The following is a 20,098-nucleotide window of genomic DNA, read 5'->3' on the forward strand; positions in this document are numbered from 1 at the left end:
TAAATTTTAAAGTACTGCATTTTCTTTTTCTAAAATTGCCAATCCTAACCTGATTTTTCCATAGTCTAGTTTTTCTTCAAAGTAATCAAAATAAGGTTTTAACGTACTTGGTGCTTCTAGTTTCGTTTTGGCTACTGCAATTTCTATAACTTCATCATCAGATATAAATGGAGTTAAATCAATATTTTTACCGTCAACAAAAAGTTTTGCTAGATGGGACATAATCGTACTTAAACCCAGTTTTCTTTTTTGAGCAATTTCTTCAACTGATAATCCTTGTTGATACAGATCAAAAGTTTCTTTGTATGTTGTTGCCTCTTTTTTCTTTTTAACCCCTTTGGCTTTTTGAAAATCAAGTATAGCTTGTATAAATGCAGCACCGTATTTTTCTAATTTAGCTTTACCCACACCATCTATGGCTAGTAATTCATTTTCACTAGTAGGTCTTTCGGTTTCCATTTGGCGTAAAGCCGCATCACTAAAAATCACATACGCAGGAACTGCTTCTTCTTTAGAAATTTCGTAACGCAATTTCCTTAAATTTTCAAAAAGAGAATTTGCTACTGTTTTACTTTTATTTACTTTAGTTTCTTGTTTTTCTACATTTAATTTTTGAACAGCCGTTAATTGAACCTTTTCATTATCGAATAAAACTTTTTTTGCCAAAGTGGTAAGTCTAATCTTGTTCTGTCTATGAAATGCAATTTCACAATAGCCCAAATTGATTAGCTGAATTAAGTATTGGTTCCAATCGTACCAAGATTGATCAGAACCTACACCATAAGTTTTCAAATTTTGGTATTCTTTTTCAAAAATATAAGCATTTTTGGACCCTCTTAAAAAATCAATAATTACGGGTAAAGGCTCTAATTCTTGCAAACGAACTATAGCGGAAAGTGCTTTTTGAGCCAGAACAGTTCCGTCAAAAAACAAGGGTGGATTTTTACAAATATCACAATTTCCACAATTTTCTGTTACCAATTCACCAAAATAGGATAAGAGTATTTTTCTCCGGCAGCTAAGTGCATCAGCATATTGCTTCATACGCTCCAGTTTTGCTAGTTGCACTTCGGCGTTTAATCCTTGTGATGCAAATTTTTGAAGCTGAATAACGTCTCCGTAACTTTCAAACATAACTGTTTCTGATGGCAAACCATCTCTACCCGCACGACCAATTTCTTGATAATAGCCTTCAATGTTTTTCGGTAAATTGTAGTGAATAACCCAGCGCACATTTGATTTGTCAATCCCCATTCCAAAAGCAACAGTAGCGCAAATGATATTACAATCATCATTTATAAATTCATCTTGGGTTTTAGAACGAACGGAGCTATCTAAACCAGCATGATAAGCTTTAGCATGAATACCATTTTTCTTTAGTTTTTCTGCAAGTTCCTCGGTTGTTTTCCTGCTCAGGCAGTAAATTATTCCAGCTTCATTTGGTTTATCTTGAATAAATTTTATAATTTGTTGTACTCGATCAAGTGCGGGACGAACCTCTAAACTTAAATTTTTTCTGTCAAAAGAAGCTACAAATAACTGTGGATTTTTTAAATTCAACTGACTGCTAATGTCTTTTCGAGTTGCTTTATCGGCTGTGGCGGTCAAGGCCAAAATAGGAGTGGAGGGAAACCTGTTTTTTAAATAACCCAAATTAGTATAAGCAGGTCTAAAGTCATGTCCCCATGATGAAATACAATGTGCCTCATCGATAGCAATTAAACTAATAGTTAAGGTATTAAAGAGATTGTCCAAAAAAGACAAGCTTTCCGGTGCAACATAAACTAGTTTTATAGTATTTGATTGTAAGCGTTCCGTATAAAAGCTTCTTTCACTTTCTGTTTGACTGCTATTGATAAAGCAAGCTTCAATTCCATTAGCTCTTAAACTGTCCACTTGATCTTTCATCAAAGCGATCAAAGGTGATATAACGATTGTAATCCCCGGAAAAAGTAAAGCAGGCAATTGAAAACAAATTGATTTCCCGCCACCTGTAGGCATAATGGCAAGCGTATCTTGTCCTGAAAGAATGCTATTTATTATGTCTTCTTGATTAGGTCTAAATTTTTCAAATCCAAAATTTTCTTTCAATTTGGCGTGTAAAATTTCTTGAGTCATGGTTGGTTTTACCTATTTATACAAAAAAGGAACTCTTTTTAGGAGTTCCTTTTTTAATTATTTTAAAAACTAATTAATCTTCGTCTTCATCTTCTTCATCTTCATCAGAAAAATCTCTGTCATTATCATCTTCGTCATCTTCATCATCACCAGAATCTGTATCAGGTTTATCGATAGCCTCGTCTTCATCATCATCGATGTCATCATCTAGATCTAAGCCTTTGATTGGTTCTACTACATCATCTAAGATAATTTCATCATCTTCGTCATAGTTCTCAATTCTATCAGCTAGTTTAGTACTTACTTTTACTAAATAAATTGTATCTTCAGTTCTAACTTCTACTGCTTCAACTAATTCATTTTTTGCGTTTCTAAAACTAATAATGTTTGAATCATCATAACCATCTGGAAATTTATCAACAAGAAGGTTTAAAATTTCATTGGTAAGTTTTGCGTAATCAACAATTACTCTTTTCATAAATGTATATTATAGATCTAATAAATAAGCGAATATTAATGGGGCAACAATGGTTGCATCAGACTCAATAATAAATTTAGGTGTTTTGATATCTAATTTACCCCAAGTAATTTTTTCATTTGGTACAGCTCCTGAGTAGGAACCATAACTTGTAGTTGAATCAGATATTTGACAGAAATAGCTCCAAAAAGGGACATCATGCATTTCCATGTCTTGATATAACATTGGCACCACACATATAGGAAAATCACCTGCAATACCACCACCAATTTGAAAAAATCCTATTCCATTTGAACTGTTTTTTGGGTACCAATCAGCAAGGAAAGTCATATACTCAATTCCTGATTTCATTGTAGATGCTTTCAAATCTCCTTTAAGTACATAAGAAGCAAAAATATTACCCATAGTGCTGTCTTCCCAACCTGGAACAACAATTGGTAAATTTTTCTCTGCTGCAGCATACATCCAACTGTCTTTCAAATCGATTTCATAGTATTCTTCAAGAACACCTGATAATAACATTTTATACATAAATTCATGTGGAAAATAGCGCTCTCCTTTATCATCAGCATCTTTCCAAATTTTATAAATATGCTTTTGTAAACGTCTAAAAGCTTCATGTTCAGGAATACAAGTATCCGTAACACGATTTAAACCGCGCTCTAATAAATCCCATTCATCTTGAGGAGTTAAATCTCTGTAGTTTGGAACTCTTTCATAATGTGAGTGAGCAACAAGATTCATGATATCTTCCTCTAAATTTGCTCCTGTACAAGATATAATATGAACTTTATCTTGGCGGATAATTTCAGAGAATATCTTTCCAATCTCAGCAGTACTCATAGCGCCAGCCATACTCACCATCATTTTTGCACCATTTGCTAATTGGTCTTCATATGCCTTTGCGGCGTCAACTAAAGATGCAGAGTTGAAATGCAAATAATGCTTTTCGATAAACTGACTGATTGGTCCTTTACTCATTTTATATAAATTTTAAAATCTTTTTGTAATTAATGTTAAAATTATCTCAAATTTAACATTTTTTTTGAAATCGTCCCTTAATTGATATAGATTATTTTCGATCGTAACCTAAAATTTTTAAAACATCTTGAGACGTTTGTTGCTCAGAAAACACCTCAGTAGCAAGAATTCCGTTTTCATCTCTATCAATTAAGATATGTTTTGGTTGCGGAATCAAACAGTGATGCAAACCACCATAACCTCCAATAGTTTCTTGATAGGCACCAGTATTGAAAAACCCGATATACAATGGTTTTTCTTTGTTGTATTTAGGCAAATAAATGGCATTCATATTTTGCTCAGAGTTGTAATAATCATCACTATCACAAGTCATTCCACCTAGTAATACCCGCTCATAAGTATCATTCCAACGGTTAACTGCAAGCATAATAAACCTTTTGTTAATGGCCCAAGTATCTGGCAAAGTGGTAATAAATGAAGAATCAATCATATTCCACTTTTCTCTATCATTTTGTTGCTTTTGATACAAAACTTGGTAAATAGCTCCACCACTTTCACCTACCGTAAAGGATCCAAATTCAGTAAAAATATTTGGAACATCAACTTCAGCTTCGTCACAAGCAATTTTAATTTGATTAATGATTTCATCAATCATGTATTGGTAATCATATTCAAAAGCTAATGAATTTTTTATTGGAAAACCTCCACCTATATTTAATCCATCAAGTGTAGGGCATTCTTTTTTAAGTGCAACATAAACCTTAATACATTTTACTAATTCGTTCCAGTAATATGCATTATCATTGATTCCAGTATTGATAAAAAAGTGTAACATTTTCAGTTCCAATTTTTTATTCTCTTTAATTTCTTTTTTGTAAAATGGAACTATGTTTCTATAGCCAATACCGAGTCTAGAGGTATAAAACTCAAATTTAGGTTCTTCCTCAGCTGCAATACGAATACCTATTTTAAACTTATTTTTGATTTGACCTTGTAACAAGTCTAATTCCTCAAAATTGTCAATGATTGGTATTGTATTTTTATGTCCGTTATTTATTAAACGAGCAATGTTTTCTATGTATTGATCTCTTTTAAAACCATTACAAATTACATAGGTACTTTTGTTAATCTTACCTTTCTCCATTAGGTTTTCAACAATATTAATGTCAAAAGCCGAAGAGGTTTCTATGTGAATGTTATTCTTGAAAGCTTCATTCATAATATATTCAAAATGAGAGCTTTTAGTACAGTAGCAATAGTAATATTTTGCTTCGTACTTGTTTTTTTCCATTGATTTTCTAAACCAGCTTTTTGCTTTGCTGATGTTATTAGAAATTTGAGGTAAATAGGTAAACTTTAAAGGCGTACCATATTGCTCTACTAATTTCATTAAATCAATATTATGAAAAAGTAAATGATCTTTATTTAATGTAAATTCTTCTTGTGGAAAATAGTATGTTTGATTTATTAAGTCAGAATATTTTGTATTCATGGATATGGATTTTGTAGATTAAATATTTAAATAAAATAGATTAATCTATAATTCAAACCCTAATATTAGCATACACAATTTGAAGTTTCTCAGTATCTGATTTCATGTATTGAAAAACATCAAAACTAAAATTTCCCTTTATAGAATAAAAACGTTTTAACATCCTTAAAAAAGACATTTTGTTACTGTTTTTATTAGAGCAATACTTGAATTTGTTTCGACTTTTTTTCATTGGTGCAAATGTAAAAAATAATATATACGTGATGCAATCCTTTTTTATAAAAAATATTTAGTTTTTATAATCTTGAAATGCTTGAAGAATCATTTCATTTTCAACCAATTGATTTATTTTGATTTTACCAATGCCTTCGATTAAGGCAAATTGTATCTCTCCAAATTCATTTTTCTTGTCATGAACTAGTAATTCAAGTATAGGATCTATGTCTTTTTGATCAAATACTATATCCTCATAAATGTGTTTAATACACGCTTTTATTTGAGAATATTCGTCTACTTTCAATAGCCCTTTTTGCCATGAAAGATAACTTTCTAATATCATACCAGCTGCTATTGCCTCTCCATGTAGAAGTGTTTTTTTAGAATCGTTTTCCAGAAAATAGCTTTCAATAGCATGGCCTAATGTATGTCCAAAATTAAGCGATTTTCTAATATTATTTTCTGTAGGGTCTTGCATTACTATTTCATTTTTGATTTCAACAGATCGATATATGAGATTGTCAAAATCAGCAAAATCAAATGCATCAAGATCGGTAAATGTTTTCCAATAACTTGCATCATAAATTAAGCCATGTTTAAGCATTTCTGCAAGACCAGAACGCATTTCGTTTTGTGGTACGGTTTCTAAATATTGTGTATCTATCAATACCATTTTAGGAACATTAATAACCCCAATTTGATTTTTGAGATTACCAAGATCAACACCATTTTTTCCACCTACAGAAGCATCAACCATAGCCAAAAGAGTGGTAGGGATGTGGATAAATTCAATACCTCTTTTAAAAGTAGATGCAACAAAGCCTCCTAAATCTGTAACTACACCACCACCTAAATTGAGAACTAGTGATTTTCTATCGGCTTTTAATTCTGTTAAAACATTCCAAATTTGAACACATGTTTCAATATTTTTATTTTCCTCTCCAGATTCAAATTCTATAATTTCAATTGTTAAATCAGTTTCTAAATTTGATAGAAAAATTGGTAAACAGTGTTCATTTGTATGATTATCTACAATAATAAAAATATTAGAAAATTTATTATTACTAATATATTCATTAAGCGCTGTATAAGCATTTTCATTGAAGTATATGGGATAGTTATTGGCGTGTATGGTTTGCATTTTTATTTTTATTTACAAAGTTTATTAAAGAGGTCTGTTGTTCCTGGATAATTTTTATTAACTGCAATCCCTAGGTACTTACAAGCATTTATTTTGTCTTGCATTTTATAATAACAACCTGAAAGCAAATATTCGGTTTTACCATCATTTAGTGTTGGTTCGTTTACTATTTTTAGCAAATAACTAATAGCGGTTTCACTTCTATTTAAACTAAAATAACAAACGGCTATATCTTGGTAAATTACCTTTTTTTCGGGATGTAACGCTAGTTCTTTTTCATAAAGTACAATAGCTTTTTCAAATTGTTTAGCGTCTCCCAATTTTTTTGCCTCAATCATATAATTTATTGTTTTTGGGGCATTTTCTAGAGGTTCAGAAGTATTGTTTTGAATAGTAGAAGCTGATGTTTCTTGATTTATTTTTTTAGTTAATGTAGAATCATTAGGATAAATTTTCACCCCTTCTTTGATAAAAGCCTCTATTTTGTTTGGATTGTAACCCGCCTGTTTGAGAGCAACTGCTGTATTTTTCCAGTTCGAAGGCATACTTCTATATTGACTAAAAAGTTTGTGTAGCTTAAATATTTCAGCAGTATCCTTATGTACAACTGCCATTCTAAGGCCATCTAAATAAAAATTAAGTGTTCTTGGTCTAGCATAAAAAGCTGATTTTACGTACTCATAAGCTTTTTGTTGATTGCCTTTTAATTTTTCTATTTTATGTAAATACCAATTTGAAATACCCATAAATGGATTTATTGTATTTGATAATTTAAAATATTTTTCAGCTTCCTCTAAGTTATTCTCATTAAACAATGCAATTGCTGTGTGTTGGTAAAATGTTTCTCCATAAATACCTACTCTTGTAATAGCTGGGAATTCATTAAGGATTGCATTAGAAGATACTGGGGTTTTATCAAATTTTATTCTGTATTCTAACTGAGCAGCTCTCCAGTCCATAAAAGAGACGCAAGTTGTAACCACGCTAACAATAATTAAAAGTAAACCTAACTTTTGTGAGCTACTATTTACAGCTAAATACTTGGTTGAATTTAAAACTGTAAATACAATCATCAATGCAAAAGCCAGTTGCATTGTAGGTCTGTACAACGGAAAGTTAAAAAAGGCATCTATGAAATACCCTGTAAAAAGCATTAAAACAAGTAATGAAATAGTTTTATCGGTATCGTTTTTTGTGAAAATATTTTTAGCGTTGATAAAAAATATTAAAACAAAAAGACTCAAATAGACTAAGCCGTTAATAATTCCCGTTTCGGCTGCAATTTCAAGTAAATCGTTGTGAGTATGTGAAGAAATTAATGCTTCATCAATGGTGGTTCTTTCATAAGGAATACTTTCAACTCTCCAATTTCCTAGACCGATGCCCGTTATGGGGTCTTTTGAAATCATTTTCGCTGCATTGTTCCAATAATTCAACCTCGCAGATGCAGAAGCTTCATTTGTATCTGCAATTTGCACAATTCTAGTACTTACGGATTCAAACCTTCCAACACTATCACTATTTTTAAAAACGATACTACTTAAAAAAACAGCCAACGCTATTGGAATTAGAATATAGATTGTTTGTTCAGCTGTTTTTTTCGCGAATGAATGTATTTTAAAATAGACTATTAGAAAGACTACAACTTGAAAAAATAACCCCAAATAAGCAGCTCTAGAACTAATTAAGATTACTGTAAAACTTGCTAGCAACAAACATAAAGCTAAAAACCATTTCTTCCAGTTGTTGTAGTGTAAAATTCCTAGTACTAAAAAAGGAATTTTAACATTAAGACTCGCTGCAAAAATATTAACGTTTCCTGTATTCCCTTTTAAGTTGTTTAAAGCATTAGTTACACTTTCAAAGTCTTGCAATATAGTACTTAATTGAAATACGGTTTGTAAAAAAACACTTATTCCCACAAGCACAGCAATATGATACAATAAATGCAATTTATCTCTAAATAAAAGAATCAAATTAAGAATCATTACAACAACAATCAGTAATTGAATAAAGCTATTGATTGACAGTGAAAGATTTTTACTAAAAAATAGTGAGCAACCACAAAGAATAATAAACAAAAAATAGATTTTTAAAACTAAACCTTCACTAGAGAAGAATTTAGTCTTTTTGTAAGCTACTTTTTTATTGCTAAAAAGGTAGAGTAATGCAACAATATTGACCACAGCCATGTAAACAAACTGCGTGTTTAGTATTTCAATACTTTTAAAATGAGGCAAAAAATCAATCAAAAAATAACAAAAAAGAAAAAATAATGCCATGAAATTTTCATAAAATGAGCTTTGTACTGTATCGTTTTTAATTTCTGTATTCATTTTAATTTTGGTAAGAATTAGTTTCAATATCTAAAGAGATACGCTAGGTTAATACTATTTTTATTTCTATTCAAAACACTTTAATTTACTCTTTTATTTTTTTTAAAAGGCATTTGATAATTTCGCATTTTTGAATATAAAACTTTTAATTGTCAAATGTATAAATTTATCAATTCTTAAATTATTTAATACCATAAAAAAGTTCCTATTGCATTTTTCTTTTTTTTGACATCAAATTTTATAAAAATATTCAAAGTCTGCCTATATTTGTATAAAATTAGAACAGATAATGGAAAAGATATTTGATAATACACAAGTTGCCTTTGCATTAAAAAGCGATACAGAACTTGATCGTGCATATTTTTTATTTAAAATGATAGCTAATCAACCTCTTGTTAGAATAGGAACAGCAGTTACCAATTTTGCAATCAAAGCAAATTTACCAGTAGAAGGATTAATAAGAGCAACGGTTTTTGATCATTTTTGTGGAGGTGTTAACGAAATGGACTGTCTTAGCGTTGTTGATAAAATGTTTACTAAAGGCGTGACTTCTGTATTGGATTACTCAGTAGAAGGAAAAGAAGAAGAAGATCAGTTTGATGCTGCTTTGAAAATGACATTAAAAACAATCGACTTTGCTAAGAAAAGAGATGCAATTCCTTTTGCCGTTTTTAAACCAACAGGTTTTGGACGATTTGAATTGTATGAAAAGCTAGGTAACAATGAGAAATTAAATGAAGAAGAACAAATTGAATGGAATAGAGTGGTAGCTCGATTTGATTTGGTTTGTAAGGAAGCTCATGAAAAAAATGTATCATTATTAATAGATGGTGAAGAAAGTTGGATGCAAGATGCTGCCGATGATCTTGTTACTCAAATGATGCGCAAATACAATAAAGAAAAAGCAATTGTTTTTAATACTTTACAAATGTACCGTTGGGACCGATTGGATTACCTGAAAAAATTACATGAGCAAGCTAAAAATGAAGGATTTCATATAGGTATGAAAATAGTTCGTGGTGCGTATATGGAGAAAGAAAATGTACGTGCTCAAGAAAAAGGATATCCTACACCTATTTGTGCCTCAAAAGAAGCTACAGATGTTAATTATGATGCGGCCATTAGTTACATGACTGAAAACTTAGATATGATGTCAATATTTGCTGGTACTCACAATGAGTCAAGCACGTATACACTCATGAATTTAATGCATGAAAAAGGAATTAAATCTAATGATAATAGAATATGGTTTGGGCAATTATACGGCATGAGTGATAATATCAGTTATAATCTAGCCAATTCAAATTATAATGTTTCTAAATATTTACCTTTTGGTCCTGTAAGAGACGTTATGCCTTATTTAATTCGTCGTGCGGAAGAAAATACATCAGTAGCTGGTCAAACAAGCCGCGAGTTAATGATGATTAAAGCGGAAAGAAATAGAAGAAAAGGAAAATAATAAAACCAAAAAACTCCAATTTGTTATCAAATTGGAGTTTTTTTTGGTTCTAAAAATAATTTAAGAATTACTAAACTGCAGGTTGCTTAAATTTTTATAAATTCCATTTTCAAGGACAATTAAATCTTGATGTGTTCCTTTTTCGGCAATTATACCATTATCTAAAACTAATATTTGATCAGCAGAGCGAATTGTTGAAAGTCTATGTGCAATAATAATACTGGTTCTACCTTCCATTAAAATTTCAAGAGCTTCTTGAACTAATTTTTCACTTTCACTATCAAGAGCTGAAGTTGCTTCATCTAGGATTAAAACTCTAGGATTTTTCAATAAAGCTCTAGCAATTGCAATGCGTTGACGTTGTCCGCCTGAAAGTTTTATTCCTCTTTCACCTACTATTGTCTCAAATTTTTCTGGAAAACTTTCTATAAATTGATATGCATTAGCTTGTTTTGCAGCCACTAAAATTTCTTGGTCCGTTGCATTAGGTTTTCCGTAAGCAATATTCTCTTTAATAGTTCCTCCAAAAAGAATAACATCTTGAGGAACAATACTCATATTACCGCGAAGGTTTTCAAGATCGTAGTCGTAAATACTTTTTCCATCAATTAAAATTTCGCCATTATCAATATTATAAAAACGAAGCAGGAGTGAAGCTATTGTAGATTTCCCCGTTCCACTAGGTCCTACAATTGCTATTTTTTGACCAAAACTAGCCGAAAAATTCACGTTTTTCAAAACTTTTATTTCCTTTCTTGATGGATAACTAAATGCAACATTTTTAAATTCTACTGTTCCCTTTATTTTTTGTACTTCAACTTTCTCTTTGTTAGAGTTTATTTTTTCTGGAGTTTCGTCAAGCAGTTCAAAAACACGTTCTGTAGCTCCTATTGCTTTTTGAATTTGTGCATAAAGCTCTGCTATACCGCCAAAAGATGCGCCTACAAAGGTGGAGTATAATACAAATGAAATCAATTGACCCACACTCATTTCGCCACTAATACTCAAATGAACTCCGTACCAAACTACGGCCACAATAGCCCCAAAAAGGCAGAAAATTATAAAGGAAGCAAAATAACCGCGATATTTTCCACCTTTTATTGCAATTGAAACAACTTCTTTAATTTTTAAATTGTATCGAGCAATTTCATACCATTCATTCGCAAAGGCCTTTACAATACTAATACCTTGCATTGTTTCTTCTACAATAACCTGACTTTCAGCTACTTTATCTTGAACATTTTTAGAATATTTTCTGATAAATCTACCGAATACAACAGCTGCAATTGCAACCAGCGGTACAACAGATAACATCAATAAGGTAAGCTTTATACTTTCATTAGCTAATAGAAGTACTCCTCCAACAATTAAGATAAACTGGCGTAAAAATTCAGCAATGGTTGATGTAAGTGTATCTTGTATTTGCGTAATATCTGAGCTAATACGACTATTAAGTTCTCCTACACGTTTTTGTGAAAAGAATGACATCGGTAATTTTACCAAATTTGAATAAAGCGCTAACCTAAGATTTGCTAGAGTATTTTCAGTAAAATTCACAAATAAAGACAATCTAAAAAAGGAGAAAATAGATTGAAGAAATAAGATAACAAGCAATCCGCCTGCAATTAGGTTTGCTTGGTCATTGTCTTTATTCTTAACACAATCAATTAGCATTCCCATCAGCTTAGGAAATGCCAGAGCCGTACCCCCCGTAAAAACTAAAAAAAGTAAACCTACATAAAATTTCCATTGATGCTTTCCAGCAAAACGAAAAATAACAGTTGCTTTTTGCAGAGATGATGCCGTAATTTTCGATTTTGGTAAATCGTTTTCTTTGAACCTAGCCATTGATATTTGTTTATACTGCAAATGTAGGACTAACAGATATCAATACAAAACATATCATGTGTTTCGTTTTATTTGTAGAATTCTGTCTGCTAGATTATTACAATTTAATTCAATTTTTTTTTTGATTTTTTTTCAAAAAGGCCTTGCAGAATCAAATTCTAACACTATATTTGCACTCGCAATAAGGTAATGATGGCAACCTAATAAAATAGGGCGATTAGCTCAGCTGGTTCAGAGCACCTCGTTTACACCGAGGGGGTCGGGGGTTCGAACCCCTCATCGCCCACAAGATAAACTCCATTAGAAATAATGGAGTTTTTTATTTTCTAAAATATTTTTCTATTCTTCATTTATTTTTTTTTAAAATTCCAATAAACTATAAAAATAGAAAGTCGCAAGTGTATTAAAAAAACAAATCTATTTATCTGTTCAAACATCTTCCCCTTGGTTCATCACCCTCATGAAGCACAATTTCGGAATGCAAAAACTGAGCTGCAGCTGCAGAGTCATTTACTTTTGTAGCACTACGTTCTAACATTTCTAATTCAAACTCGGTTAATACAATTTCCCTTATTCCAACTTTTCTCCATTGCGATAATGGCCTGCATCCTCTTGTTATTACGCGAGCCAAATAAAGTGCATCAAGCAAAGCTTGATTCGCACCTTGACCTTTAAATGGACTCATAGGATGAGCTGCATCTCCAATTAAGGTTACTGGTCCGGCTTTCGCCAAAATCTCCGACTTAAGTAATTCTCGGTCATAAACAGGATAGCCTGAAATCTGAGCTTCTAGTGTTGCTAGTAAAATTTGAGGAATAGGATTATGCCACAGTGTTCTACGACACGCTTCTTCTTTTAATGCTTGAGCTCCTTGAGCACTCAAAGCCTTAGCTTCTTCTTCGGGCATTGGGAAACTCAATTGCCACATTACTGAGTATGAATCATAAGGCATAACATAGATTCGTTCTTTGCCATTGGCAGTTTGAAATACAGTAGCCGAATCAAGTAGCGGACTATCGAGACCTTCAAGGGTTTTTAAAGGGCAAATACCTAATATTACAATACAACCGAGATAGCGTAAAGTACTACTATCATCACCAATCAGTAACCTCCGTACCGAACTACGAATTCCATCGGCCCCAACGACGAGGTCTGCTTTATAGCTTTTTATTTTTCCATCCACTTGAAAGTTTAAATCAATACTTTCATCGTTACATATTTTAAAATCTGTTAATTGGTGACCCCAATGTATTGGATCATGCCCGCCTAACTGCTCCAGAAGTGCTAAGCGCAAAGATTGTCGTGCAATATGAATGTTGGTGCGTTTTTGAAAAGTTTTCGCATCCGATTGTATCCATTTTCTAACTCCCCATTCGCCAATAACTGTTCCATCAATCGTGTGAACTACATGTCTTGTTGAAACTACTCCTTCATTTAATGAAATGATTCCCAAGCCTTCAATAGCTTTGCTGGCTTGTTGCAAAGTAAGCCCGTAACCTTGAGATCTTGCTTCAAAGTTGTTATCGCGTTCAAATATTGTAAAAGGAATTCCACGATGTAAACAAGCAACAGCAAGAGCAACTCCGCCAATACCACCGCCAATAATGGCAACATGTGGGTAATTTTCTTTGTCTGCTTTTGGTGCATGTATCGTTTTAACTAAGCCAGATCCGCTGCAGTGTGAGCAAGCATACAAGTGTCCTTTGGGTGGGGTTGGAGCTGGCTTATCTTGATTGTTTTTGTTAAAAATCTCTAGTTCAATTAAATATTTATTTCGAACCTTCTTACTTAGCCCTTTACTTTTTTTACCACGTCCTTTACATTCGAGACAAAGAGTCCAATATGTTTTTGTATTTTCCACTATTCTCGTTACTTTTTTTCTAAAACAAATTACACTTTTGATTTGACTTATTTTAAAGAATTACAAAAAAGATGTTCATTTAATCTAATGTCAAGGCACCCAAAATTTCTTCTGACAAAAAGGGTCCACCCGGATATTGAGCCGTATAATCTAAGTTCATCCAAATTTGCCCGCGTTCATCAACGTGATAATGTAATTTTTGATTGGCGCTTTCCTTGGGGAAAAGAATATTCTTGATCAAAAAATTGACTTTTTCTAAATCGGCTTCAGTTCCAATTAAAATTTCTGGATAAATGTGTCCTGTCGTGTGTATCAGTCGTGGTGTTCCACCAATGGATTTGATAGTTGCTGCCATTAAAATAGAATGATCGTCACAATCTCCTGAAAAATAAAGCAAAGATTCTGATGCAGTTGCAATGTAATCACGCGCTTTTGGGTCGCTTACGTAATTCCAACGGCTATTAATTTCTTTAAAAACGGCAAAACATTGAATAATGGTTCTGTAATCTGAATAGCCTTTTAGTCCTTTAAAATGCTTATTCGTGGCCATTAAGGCAAAATTTCTAATTTTTGGATTTTGATATTCTATTGCGTTGACAATTTTTGATTTATTTGGAAAAGGCAACAATTTTGCAATGATAATATCTTGAGGATATGGATTATCAGACATGGTGTAAAGCATGGAATTGTAATCTTCATAAACACTATTAAAACCATAATTACCAATAGTAGAACCGTAAATTAAAGCAAGTAGGTAAACAAATATACAAAGTATGATAATGGTACGTAATAACCTTAAAATTAACTGAATTATTACGACCATAACGATAAAAATCACTACGCGATCAATGTTCAAAAACCAATTGGGATTGATTAAGTTTTGATGTAAAATGATAAAAAGAGGAATGGCAATTAATACATTCAGTACAAAAATGATCACATCATCCCAAGGTTTTTTGACCTGAAAACGATGTTTAATTCCCTGAAAATTAATTTCTTTTTTTTGTATCATAGTTACAATAAAAACAGTTCCCTATACTGTTTTTACAATGTCCTCAAAAGTACCTTTTTTATCAATAATTCCGAGTTCAAAAAGTTGATTTTGAACTTTGTTTAACATTTGATGTTCTAATCCTTTTTGAGACCAACGCGTTAATCGCAACCATTCTTGAATATCTTCTATTTTTTGGTTGTACGCTTGAGCTAATGTTTTGTCAATGCTTGGTATGTCTTTGAATTCTTGTGTGGTTTGATTGATAATCTCTAATACTTTCGTAACTATTTCGGGTTGTTCCAGCAGAACTTCATCGCGAACTGCAATTACAAAGCAGGGCCAAGGAGTAGGACAATCTGCAACTCGTCTGAAAATACCTTGATCAACCAATGGTTTAGTCATAAAACGTTCCCACATAAAATAATCTGCTGTTCCATTGGTTAATGCTTCAACAGCTCCGTCGATAGTATTTACGATTTCAAATTGTAAATTAGTTGTATCCCAATTTTGATTACTAGCGTTTACGTAAGCCATCAATTGCGAACCAGAGCCCAATCGGGAAATAGCAATTTTAGCGTTTTCTAAATCTGCTAAGGTTTTAAAACTTGAATTAGCAGCAACATGAATACCCCAAATTAAAGGACTTTCAACATATACTTGCACTATTTTACTCGGATTTCCAGCTGTGATGTCTTTTACAATTCCTTCAGTAAGGATAACAGCAATATCAGTTTCGCCATCCCGAAGCATTTGACACATTTTACCGGTTCCCTCAGGAACATCTGTCCATTGTAAGTCTATATTTTCATTTTCAAAATCGCCGTTTTCAATGGCTAAATGCCAAGGCAAATTGAAATGTTCAGGAACTCCTGCTATTTTTAATGTTTTCATTATAAAAAAGGATTTTTTAATTCGTACCAGTTCCAAGAGACACCGTCTTCTAAGTAGGTTTCGGTCATTTGAAGGCCAATTTTTTGCAAAATTCGGTTTGAAGCAATGTTATCCGAATGCGCTGCCGCTTCCATAACCGGAATTTTCATAGTTTTGAAACCGTAGTCCAACCACGAAAAACTAGCTTCACTGGCGTAGCCTTTGCCCCAGAATTTTTCATCTAAGCGATACCCAATATCGTAAAAATGGATTTTGTTATTGACCATTTCGGTGTTGAATTTGAGTCCAGCCCAACCAATGACCTCATTAGTTTCTTTCAAAACCATTACAAAACGTCCAATTTTGTTTTGCTTGTATTGCTCTTGAACGGAGTTGATGATGTTTTTTACCTCATTTACATCTGTTAATGGAGTGTTCCAAAGGTATTCGTGTACTTTTGGATTTCGGTCCATTTCGAACAAGGCTTCAGCATCTGAAAGTTTCATTTCTCGCAAAAGTAATCGGTCAGTTTCTAGAATTAAGTCCATAGTAAATTAATTTTAAGTCTTTAGCACAATTTCCCTTAGCCCTGATATAAGCGGTATCCTCTTGTGGTAGCGCTAGTGAACACAAGAGATATAGCGGATAGCAGGAAACAGCTCCTAAAATTAAACATTTATATCTTTAAAATGTTGATTTTTTGCATAACGAATCATGTTGGTAAAAGCGTCGTCATCTAAACTCGGAATTTCTAAAATTTGATTTAAAATCTCGGTGTCGTACTCGTTAGCCGCTGTTGTAAAATACGGACTCAAATGCTTACCAATGCTCTCGTAATACAGTTTTTCGATCGTGTTTTGATAGGTAAAGTCTTTGATGTTTTCTATTAAAGTAAAATTAGAATAGCCAACCTCTTTCATAATCAATTTCAATCCGTTAGCCATGTTAAAGCTTTTTCTGTGGACTATGTTTAACTGTTCAATATCTTTTCGTTGAAAAACTGAAACAATAACTTTTGCAACATAATCTACAGGAATAATGTTTAAAACCGTATCGGGATTGACAATAAACCTCACGTTTTCTTGATCGCCTTTGCGTTGCGAGGTAAAGTGGAAAAATTTGGCCAACAAATAAAACACCATGTATTTTGAGATAAAATAGGGGTTTTCAGGAGTAAGCAAGTTGCCGCCGATAACGCTGGGACGCAAAATTTGAAAAGGCAAACCTATTTTTGTACAAGCTGTTGCAATGAAATTTTCAGAAGCAAATTTCGCGTTTTCGTAAGCATTGCGGTGTTCAGGCTCAAAATTTAAGGAATGAAAATCGTTATCAATCATTCCTGTTCGGTTGCCTGATGAAAATGCTGTTCCGATGTAAATAAATTTGGTAATAAACGGATGAAAAAGTTCAAAAATAGACTTGGTGATCGTAGTGTTTTCGTTAAAAATTCTTTCGCGCTGGGATTCGTCTGTAGACAAATTGACCAAACCAGCCGAGTGAATAAAATACGCTCCTTTGATTTTTTCGGTTACCGTATTTTGAATATCAGCTAAATCTGTATCAATGATTTCGATAAATTTTTGAAGTTTTTCAAAACCTTGCTGAAGCAAAACAGAAGGTGTGTAGCTGCTTGTCAGTAATTCTTTGATACGATCGTGGGCCGATTTTTTTCCTTTATTTCGCGCTATCAAAAAGAGTTTCCCATCGGGATTAGAAGTACTAAAAAGTTCTAGAATTTCATACATGACGTGCGATCCTAAAACGCCCGTGGCACCGGTAAGTATTATTTTCATTCGTTGTTTGTTCAAAAAACAAATGTAGTTTTAAAAAAGAATAAATTGTTTTTTAAAACTACAAATGTGTATATCAAGAATTGTAAATTTAGATTCCTGCGGCCAGTTTATCTAGTGTATACGCAATTAAGGCATCTACTGCTTTATAAGGATCCTCGCTAAAAGTTCCAGATGCACGATTGGCAATAATGGCATTTAATGACAAGGCATTGTGTCCTAAAAGTGCCGAAAGTCCATAAATTGCAGCGGTTTCCATTTCTAAATTGGTAATTTGACTTTCTCCAAATTTAAAATTATCCATTTTTGAATTCAATGCTTCATCTTGAATGTTCAAACGGAGAACGCGTCCTTGTGGTCCGTAAAAACCTCCAGCAGTTGCTGTAATTCCTTTGTGCATTTGGTCACTTTCAATCATTTTCTCTAATTTTTCAGAACAAGCAATTACATACGGTTTTCCTTTTCTGAGATCCCAATTAGTATGTTGAACGAAAGCGTCCTCTATTTCTAGATTCGAAACTTCCTCAATTAAATAGGAGCGAAGCATGTTGTCTAATCCCAAGCCAAATTTAGATAGTACAAAACTATCCACAGGAATATCAGCCTGCAAAGAACCTGAAGTTCCAATACGGATGATGTTCAAGGATGTTAAATTTTCTTTTGGCTTACGCGTTTCTAAATCGATGTTAACCAAAGCATCAAGCTCGTTGATTACAATGTCAATATTATCTGGACCAATTCCAGTAGACATCACGGTAATGCGCTTGCCTTTAAAAATTCCGGTTTGGGTTTTGAATTCTCTTTTTTGAGTCGAAAACTCAATACTTTCGAAAAATTGGGTGATTTTCTCCACTCGATTTTGATCTCCTACAAAGATGATATCGTGCGCAATATTTTCGGGTTTTAAATTCAAATGGTAAACGCTACCGTCTGGATTTAATATTAATTCTGATGATTGTATCATTTATTTTTTTGTTTAAAGTTTAAAGTTTTAAGTTGCTCAACTGAATATTAAAACTGAGACTGTATACTGAGACTGCAAACAGCTTACTATCAACCTCCAACACGTTTTACTTTGAATCCTTTTAGTTTTAATATTTCCATTATTTTATCTCGGTAATCTCCTTGAATGATAATCGAATCGTCTTTGAAAGTACCGCCAACACTCAGTTTAGTTTTAATTTCTTTGGCTAGAATTTTAAAATCTTCGTCCGTACCTTCGTAACCTTCAATGATTGTGGTTGCTTTTCCTTTACGTTTTTCAAATTTACATATCATAGGTTCTTTTTGAACGTATAATTCGTGGGGTTCCTGTGCTTCAACCTCTTCTGGCAAGGGTTCGTGATCAGGGAAAAGGTTTTTTAATTGGTCTTGTAAGTCCATAACTTTATAATTATTGATTATTTAACCATTAAGAAATTTAAGGTAAATTAAGTTTTAAAAACGTTTAATTTCTAGCTAGTTAAAAACAAAAAGACATCAAGCGAACTCGATGTCTTTCTTGAACTATTGAATTAAAATTTATTTTTTGATTAAACCTAAATCTACTAAACGCTCATAAAGGTAATCACCTGCAGTGATGTCTTCAAATTGTTTTGGATTTTCAGCGTTAATACAGTTTTCTAGGCAATTCAATGGCATATCGCTCACTGGGTGCATAAAAAACGGAATTGAGTAACGAGAAGTTCCCCATAATTCACGTGGCGGATTCACTACTTGATGAATAGTCGACTTTAATTTGTTGTTGGTATGACGTGATAGCATGTCACCTACATTAATTACCAATTCATCTGGTTCAGCAATTGCGTCAATCCATTCTCCGTTGTGGTTTTGTACTTGTAAGCCTTTGCCTTGAGCACCCATCAACAACGTAATCAAATTGATGTCACCATGAGCAGCAGCTCTAATAGCGTTTTCAGGCTCTGATGTAATTGGAGGGTAATGAATAGGTCTTAGGATAGAATTTCCATCTTTGGCATAATTGTCAAAATAAAATTCATCTAATCCTAATCGTAAAGCCAAAGCTCTTAATACATACACACCTGTTTTTTCTAACATTTGGTAGGCTTCTTTTCCGACTACATTAAAACGAGGTAGTTCGTTTACTTCAACATTTTCAGGATATTCTGCAGCGTACTTTGAATCTTCAGACACGTATTGTCCAAAATGCCAAAATTCTTTCAAATCTCCTTCTTTTCTGCCTTTGGCGTGTTCTGTTCCAAAAGAAACATAACCTCTTTGTCCGCCAATTCCAGGAATTTCATAACTGCGTTTGGTTTCTAATGGTAGGGCGAAAAAATTTCTGATTTCACCATACAATTCTTCAACTAACTGATCATTTAAAAAATGCCCTTTGAGTGCTACGAAGCCAATGTCTTCAAATGCACTTCCGATTTCATTTACAAATTTTTGTTTACGTGCCGGGTCATCCGACAGGAAATCACGCAAGTCAACACTAGGAATGTTTTGCATACTTAAATAATTTTATAAATTGCAAGGAATAAATCTTGCAGT

General features: G+C 32.8%; 16 protein-coding genes and 1 tRNA gene. 2 read left to right on the forward strand and 15 right to left on the reverse strand.

The window, feature by feature from the left end; all coding sequences use genetic code 11:
* Positions 1–6: 6 nt before the first annotated feature.
* From recQ to LQ189_RS06880, 6 genes are all read right to left on the reverse strand, one after another.
* Positions 7–2,118, reverse strand: a complete 2,112-nt coding sequence (recQ, locus tag LQ189_RS06855) for a DNA helicase RecQ (RefSeq protein WP_230155271.1) — start codon at positions 2,116–2,118, stop codon at positions 7–9.
* A 73-nt stretch (positions 2,119–2,191) separates the two neighbouring features.
* The gene (locus tag LQ189_RS06860) at positions 2,192–2,596 is read right to left on the reverse strand and encodes a DNA primase (protein WP_230155272.1); all 405 of its coding nucleotides are present in this window, start codon (positions 2,594–2,596) and stop codon (positions 2,192–2,194) included.
* Between the two features lie 9 nt (positions 2,597–2,605).
* Entirely contained in the window at positions 2,606–3,577 is a 972-nt protein-coding gene (locus LQ189_RS06865) for a deoxyhypusine synthase family protein (protein WP_086454768.1), read from the reverse strand.
* Between the two features lie 91 nt (positions 3,578–3,668).
* Complete coding sequence (locus LQ189_RS06870; protein WP_230155273.1) at positions 3,669–5,069, reverse strand: arginine decarboxylase; 1,401 nt, start codon at positions 5,067–5,069, stop codon at positions 3,669–3,671.
* 289 nt (positions 5,070–5,358) lie between these two features.
* Entirely contained in the window at positions 5,359–6,426 is a 1,068-nt protein-coding gene (aroB, locus tag LQ189_RS06875) for a 3-dehydroquinate synthase (protein WP_230155274.1), read from the reverse strand.
* Between the two features lie 8 nt (positions 6,427–6,434).
* Positions 6,435–8,762, reverse strand: a complete 2,328-nt coding sequence (locus LQ189_RS06880; protein ID WP_230155275.1) for an O-antigen ligase family protein — start codon at positions 8,760–8,762, stop codon at positions 6,435–6,437.
* A gap of 289 nt (positions 8,763–9,051) precedes the next feature.
* On the opposite strand from LQ189_RS06880, the gene LQ189_RS06885 reads away from it, so the two are divergent.
* Entirely contained in the window at positions 9,052–10,221 is a 1,170-nt protein-coding gene (locus tag LQ189_RS06885; RefSeq protein WP_230155276.1) for a proline dehydrogenase family protein, read from the forward strand.
* Between the two features lie 60 nt (positions 10,222–10,281).
* On the opposite strand, the gene LQ189_RS06890 is transcribed toward LQ189_RS06885, so the two are convergent.
* Positions 10,282–12,069 carry an ABC transporter ATP-binding protein gene (locus tag LQ189_RS06890; RefSeq protein WP_230155280.1) on the reverse strand — a complete coding sequence of 596 codons (1,788 nt, stop codon included), beginning with the start codon at positions 12,067–12,069 and terminating at the stop codon, positions 10,282–10,284.
* A 211-nt stretch (positions 12,070–12,280) separates the two neighbouring features.
* On the opposite strand from LQ189_RS06890, the gene LQ189_RS06895 reads away from it, so the two are divergent.
* A tRNA-Val gene (locus LQ189_RS06895) sits at positions 12,281–12,355 on the forward strand.
* Between the two features lie 135 nt (positions 12,356–12,490).
* Here LQ189_RS06895 and LQ189_RS06900 read toward each other — a convergent pair.
* From LQ189_RS06900 to LQ189_RS06935, 8 genes are all read right to left on the reverse strand, one after another.
* Positions 12,491–13,930, reverse strand: a complete 1,440-nt coding sequence (locus LQ189_RS06900; protein WP_230155282.1) for an NAD(P)/FAD-dependent oxidoreductase — start codon at positions 13,928–13,930, stop codon at positions 12,491–12,493.
* Positions 13,931–14,009: 79 nt separating this feature from the next.
* Positions 14,010–14,942, reverse strand: a complete 933-nt coding sequence (locus tag LQ189_RS06905) for a transglutaminase (RefSeq protein ID WP_230155284.1) — start codon at positions 14,940–14,942, stop codon at positions 14,010–14,012.
* 21 nt (positions 14,943–14,963) lie between these two features.
* The gene (locus LQ189_RS06910; RefSeq protein ID WP_230155286.1) at positions 14,964–15,815 is read right to left on the reverse strand and encodes a substrate-binding domain-containing protein; all 852 of its coding nucleotides are present in this window, start codon (positions 15,813–15,815) and stop codon (positions 14,964–14,966) included.
* Positions 15,815–16,342: a GNAT family N-acetyltransferase gene (locus LQ189_RS06915; RefSeq protein WP_230155288.1), complete on the reverse strand. Its 528-nt coding sequence runs from the start codon at positions 16,340–16,342 to the stop codon at positions 15,815–15,817. Before LQ189_RS06915 ends, LQ189_RS06910 begins: the two co-directional genes overlap by 1 nt.
* A 120-nt stretch (positions 16,343–16,462) precedes the next feature.
* A complete protein-coding gene (locus LQ189_RS06920; protein ID WP_230155296.1) occupies positions 16,463–17,587 on the reverse strand; it encodes an SDR family oxidoreductase in 1,125 nt (374 codons plus the stop codon).
* An 88-nt stretch (positions 17,588–17,675) separates the two neighbouring features.
* Complete coding sequence (locus LQ189_RS06925) at positions 17,676–18,548, reverse strand: nucleoside phosphorylase (protein WP_230155298.1); 873 nt, start codon at positions 18,546–18,548, stop codon at positions 17,676–17,678.
* Positions 18,549–18,637: 89 nt separating this feature from the next.
* Positions 18,638–18,967 (reverse strand): translation initiation factor, encoded by a 330-nt coding sequence (locus tag LQ189_RS06930; RefSeq protein ID WP_230155301.1) that lies wholly within the window; start codon positions 18,965–18,967, stop codon positions 18,638–18,640.
* 138 nt (positions 18,968–19,105) lie between these two features.
* Positions 19,106–20,056, reverse strand: a complete 951-nt coding sequence (locus LQ189_RS06935) for an isopenicillin N synthase family oxygenase (RefSeq protein WP_230155303.1) — start codon at positions 20,054–20,056, stop codon at positions 19,106–19,108.
* Positions 20,057–20,098: the final 42 nt, after the last annotated feature.

The organism is Flavobacterium sp. CECT 9288 (assembly GCF_918731615.1).
Taxonomy (GTDB): domain Bacteria; phylum Bacteroidota; class Bacteroidia; order Flavobacteriales; family Flavobacteriaceae; genus Flavobacterium.

What these genes read in the sequence shown, in the direction of transcription:
- recQ (WP_230155271.1), bottom strand. Translation starts at nt 2,118, where the DNA reads ATGACTCAAGAAATTTTACACGCCAAATTGAAAGAAAATTTTGGATTT.
- LQ189_RS06860 (WP_230155272.1), bottom strand. Translation starts at nt 2,596, where the DNA reads ATGAAAAGAGTAATTGTTGATTACGCAAAACTTACCAATGAAATTTTA.
- LQ189_RS06865 (WP_086454768.1), bottom strand. Translation starts at nt 3,577, where the DNA reads ATGAGTAAAGGACCAATCAGTCAGTTTATCGAAAAGCATTATTTGCAT.
- LQ189_RS06870 (WP_230155273.1), bottom strand. Translation starts at nt 5,069, where the DNA reads ATGAATACAAAATATTCTGACTTAATAAATCAAACATACTATTTTCCA.
- aroB (WP_230155274.1), bottom strand. Translation starts at nt 6,426, where the DNA reads ATGCAAACCATACACGCCAATAACTATCCCATATACTTCAATGAAAAT.
- LQ189_RS06880 (WP_230155275.1), bottom strand. Translation starts at nt 8,762, where the DNA reads ATGAATACAGAAATTAAAAACGATACAGTACAAAGCTCATTTTATGAA.
- LQ189_RS06885 (WP_230155276.1), top strand. Translation starts at nt 9,052, where the DNA reads ATGGAAAAGATATTTGATAATACACAAGTTGCCTTTGCATTAAAAAGC.
- LQ189_RS06890 (WP_230155280.1), bottom strand. Translation starts at nt 12,069, where the DNA reads ATGGCTAGGTTCAAAGAAAACGATTTACCAAAATCGAAAATTACGGCA.
- LQ189_RS06905 (WP_230155284.1), bottom strand. Translation starts at nt 14,942, where the DNA reads ATGATACAAAAAAAAGAAATTAATTTTCAGGGAATTAAACATCGTTTT.
- LQ189_RS06910 (WP_230155286.1), bottom strand. Translation starts at nt 15,815, where the DNA reads ATGAAAACATTAAAAATAGCAGGAGTTCCTGAACATTTCAATTTGCCT.
- LQ189_RS06915 (WP_230155288.1), bottom strand. Translation starts at nt 16,342, where the DNA reads ATGGACTTAATTCTAGAAACTGACCGATTACTTTTGCGAGAAATGAAA.
- LQ189_RS06920 (WP_230155296.1), bottom strand. Translation starts at nt 17,587, where the DNA reads ATGAAAATAATACTTACCGGTGCCACGGGCGTTTTAGGATCGCACGTC.
- LQ189_RS06925 (WP_230155298.1), bottom strand. Translation starts at nt 18,548, where the DNA reads ATGATACAATCATCAGAATTAATATTAAATCCAGACGGTAGCGTTTAC.
- LQ189_RS06930 (WP_230155301.1), bottom strand. Translation starts at nt 18,967, where the DNA reads ATGGACTTACAAGACCAATTAAAAAACCTTTTCCCTGATCACGAACCC.
- LQ189_RS06935 (WP_230155303.1), bottom strand. Translation starts at nt 20,056, where the DNA reads ATGCAAAACATTCCTAGTGTTGACTTGCGTGATTTCCTGTCGGATGAC.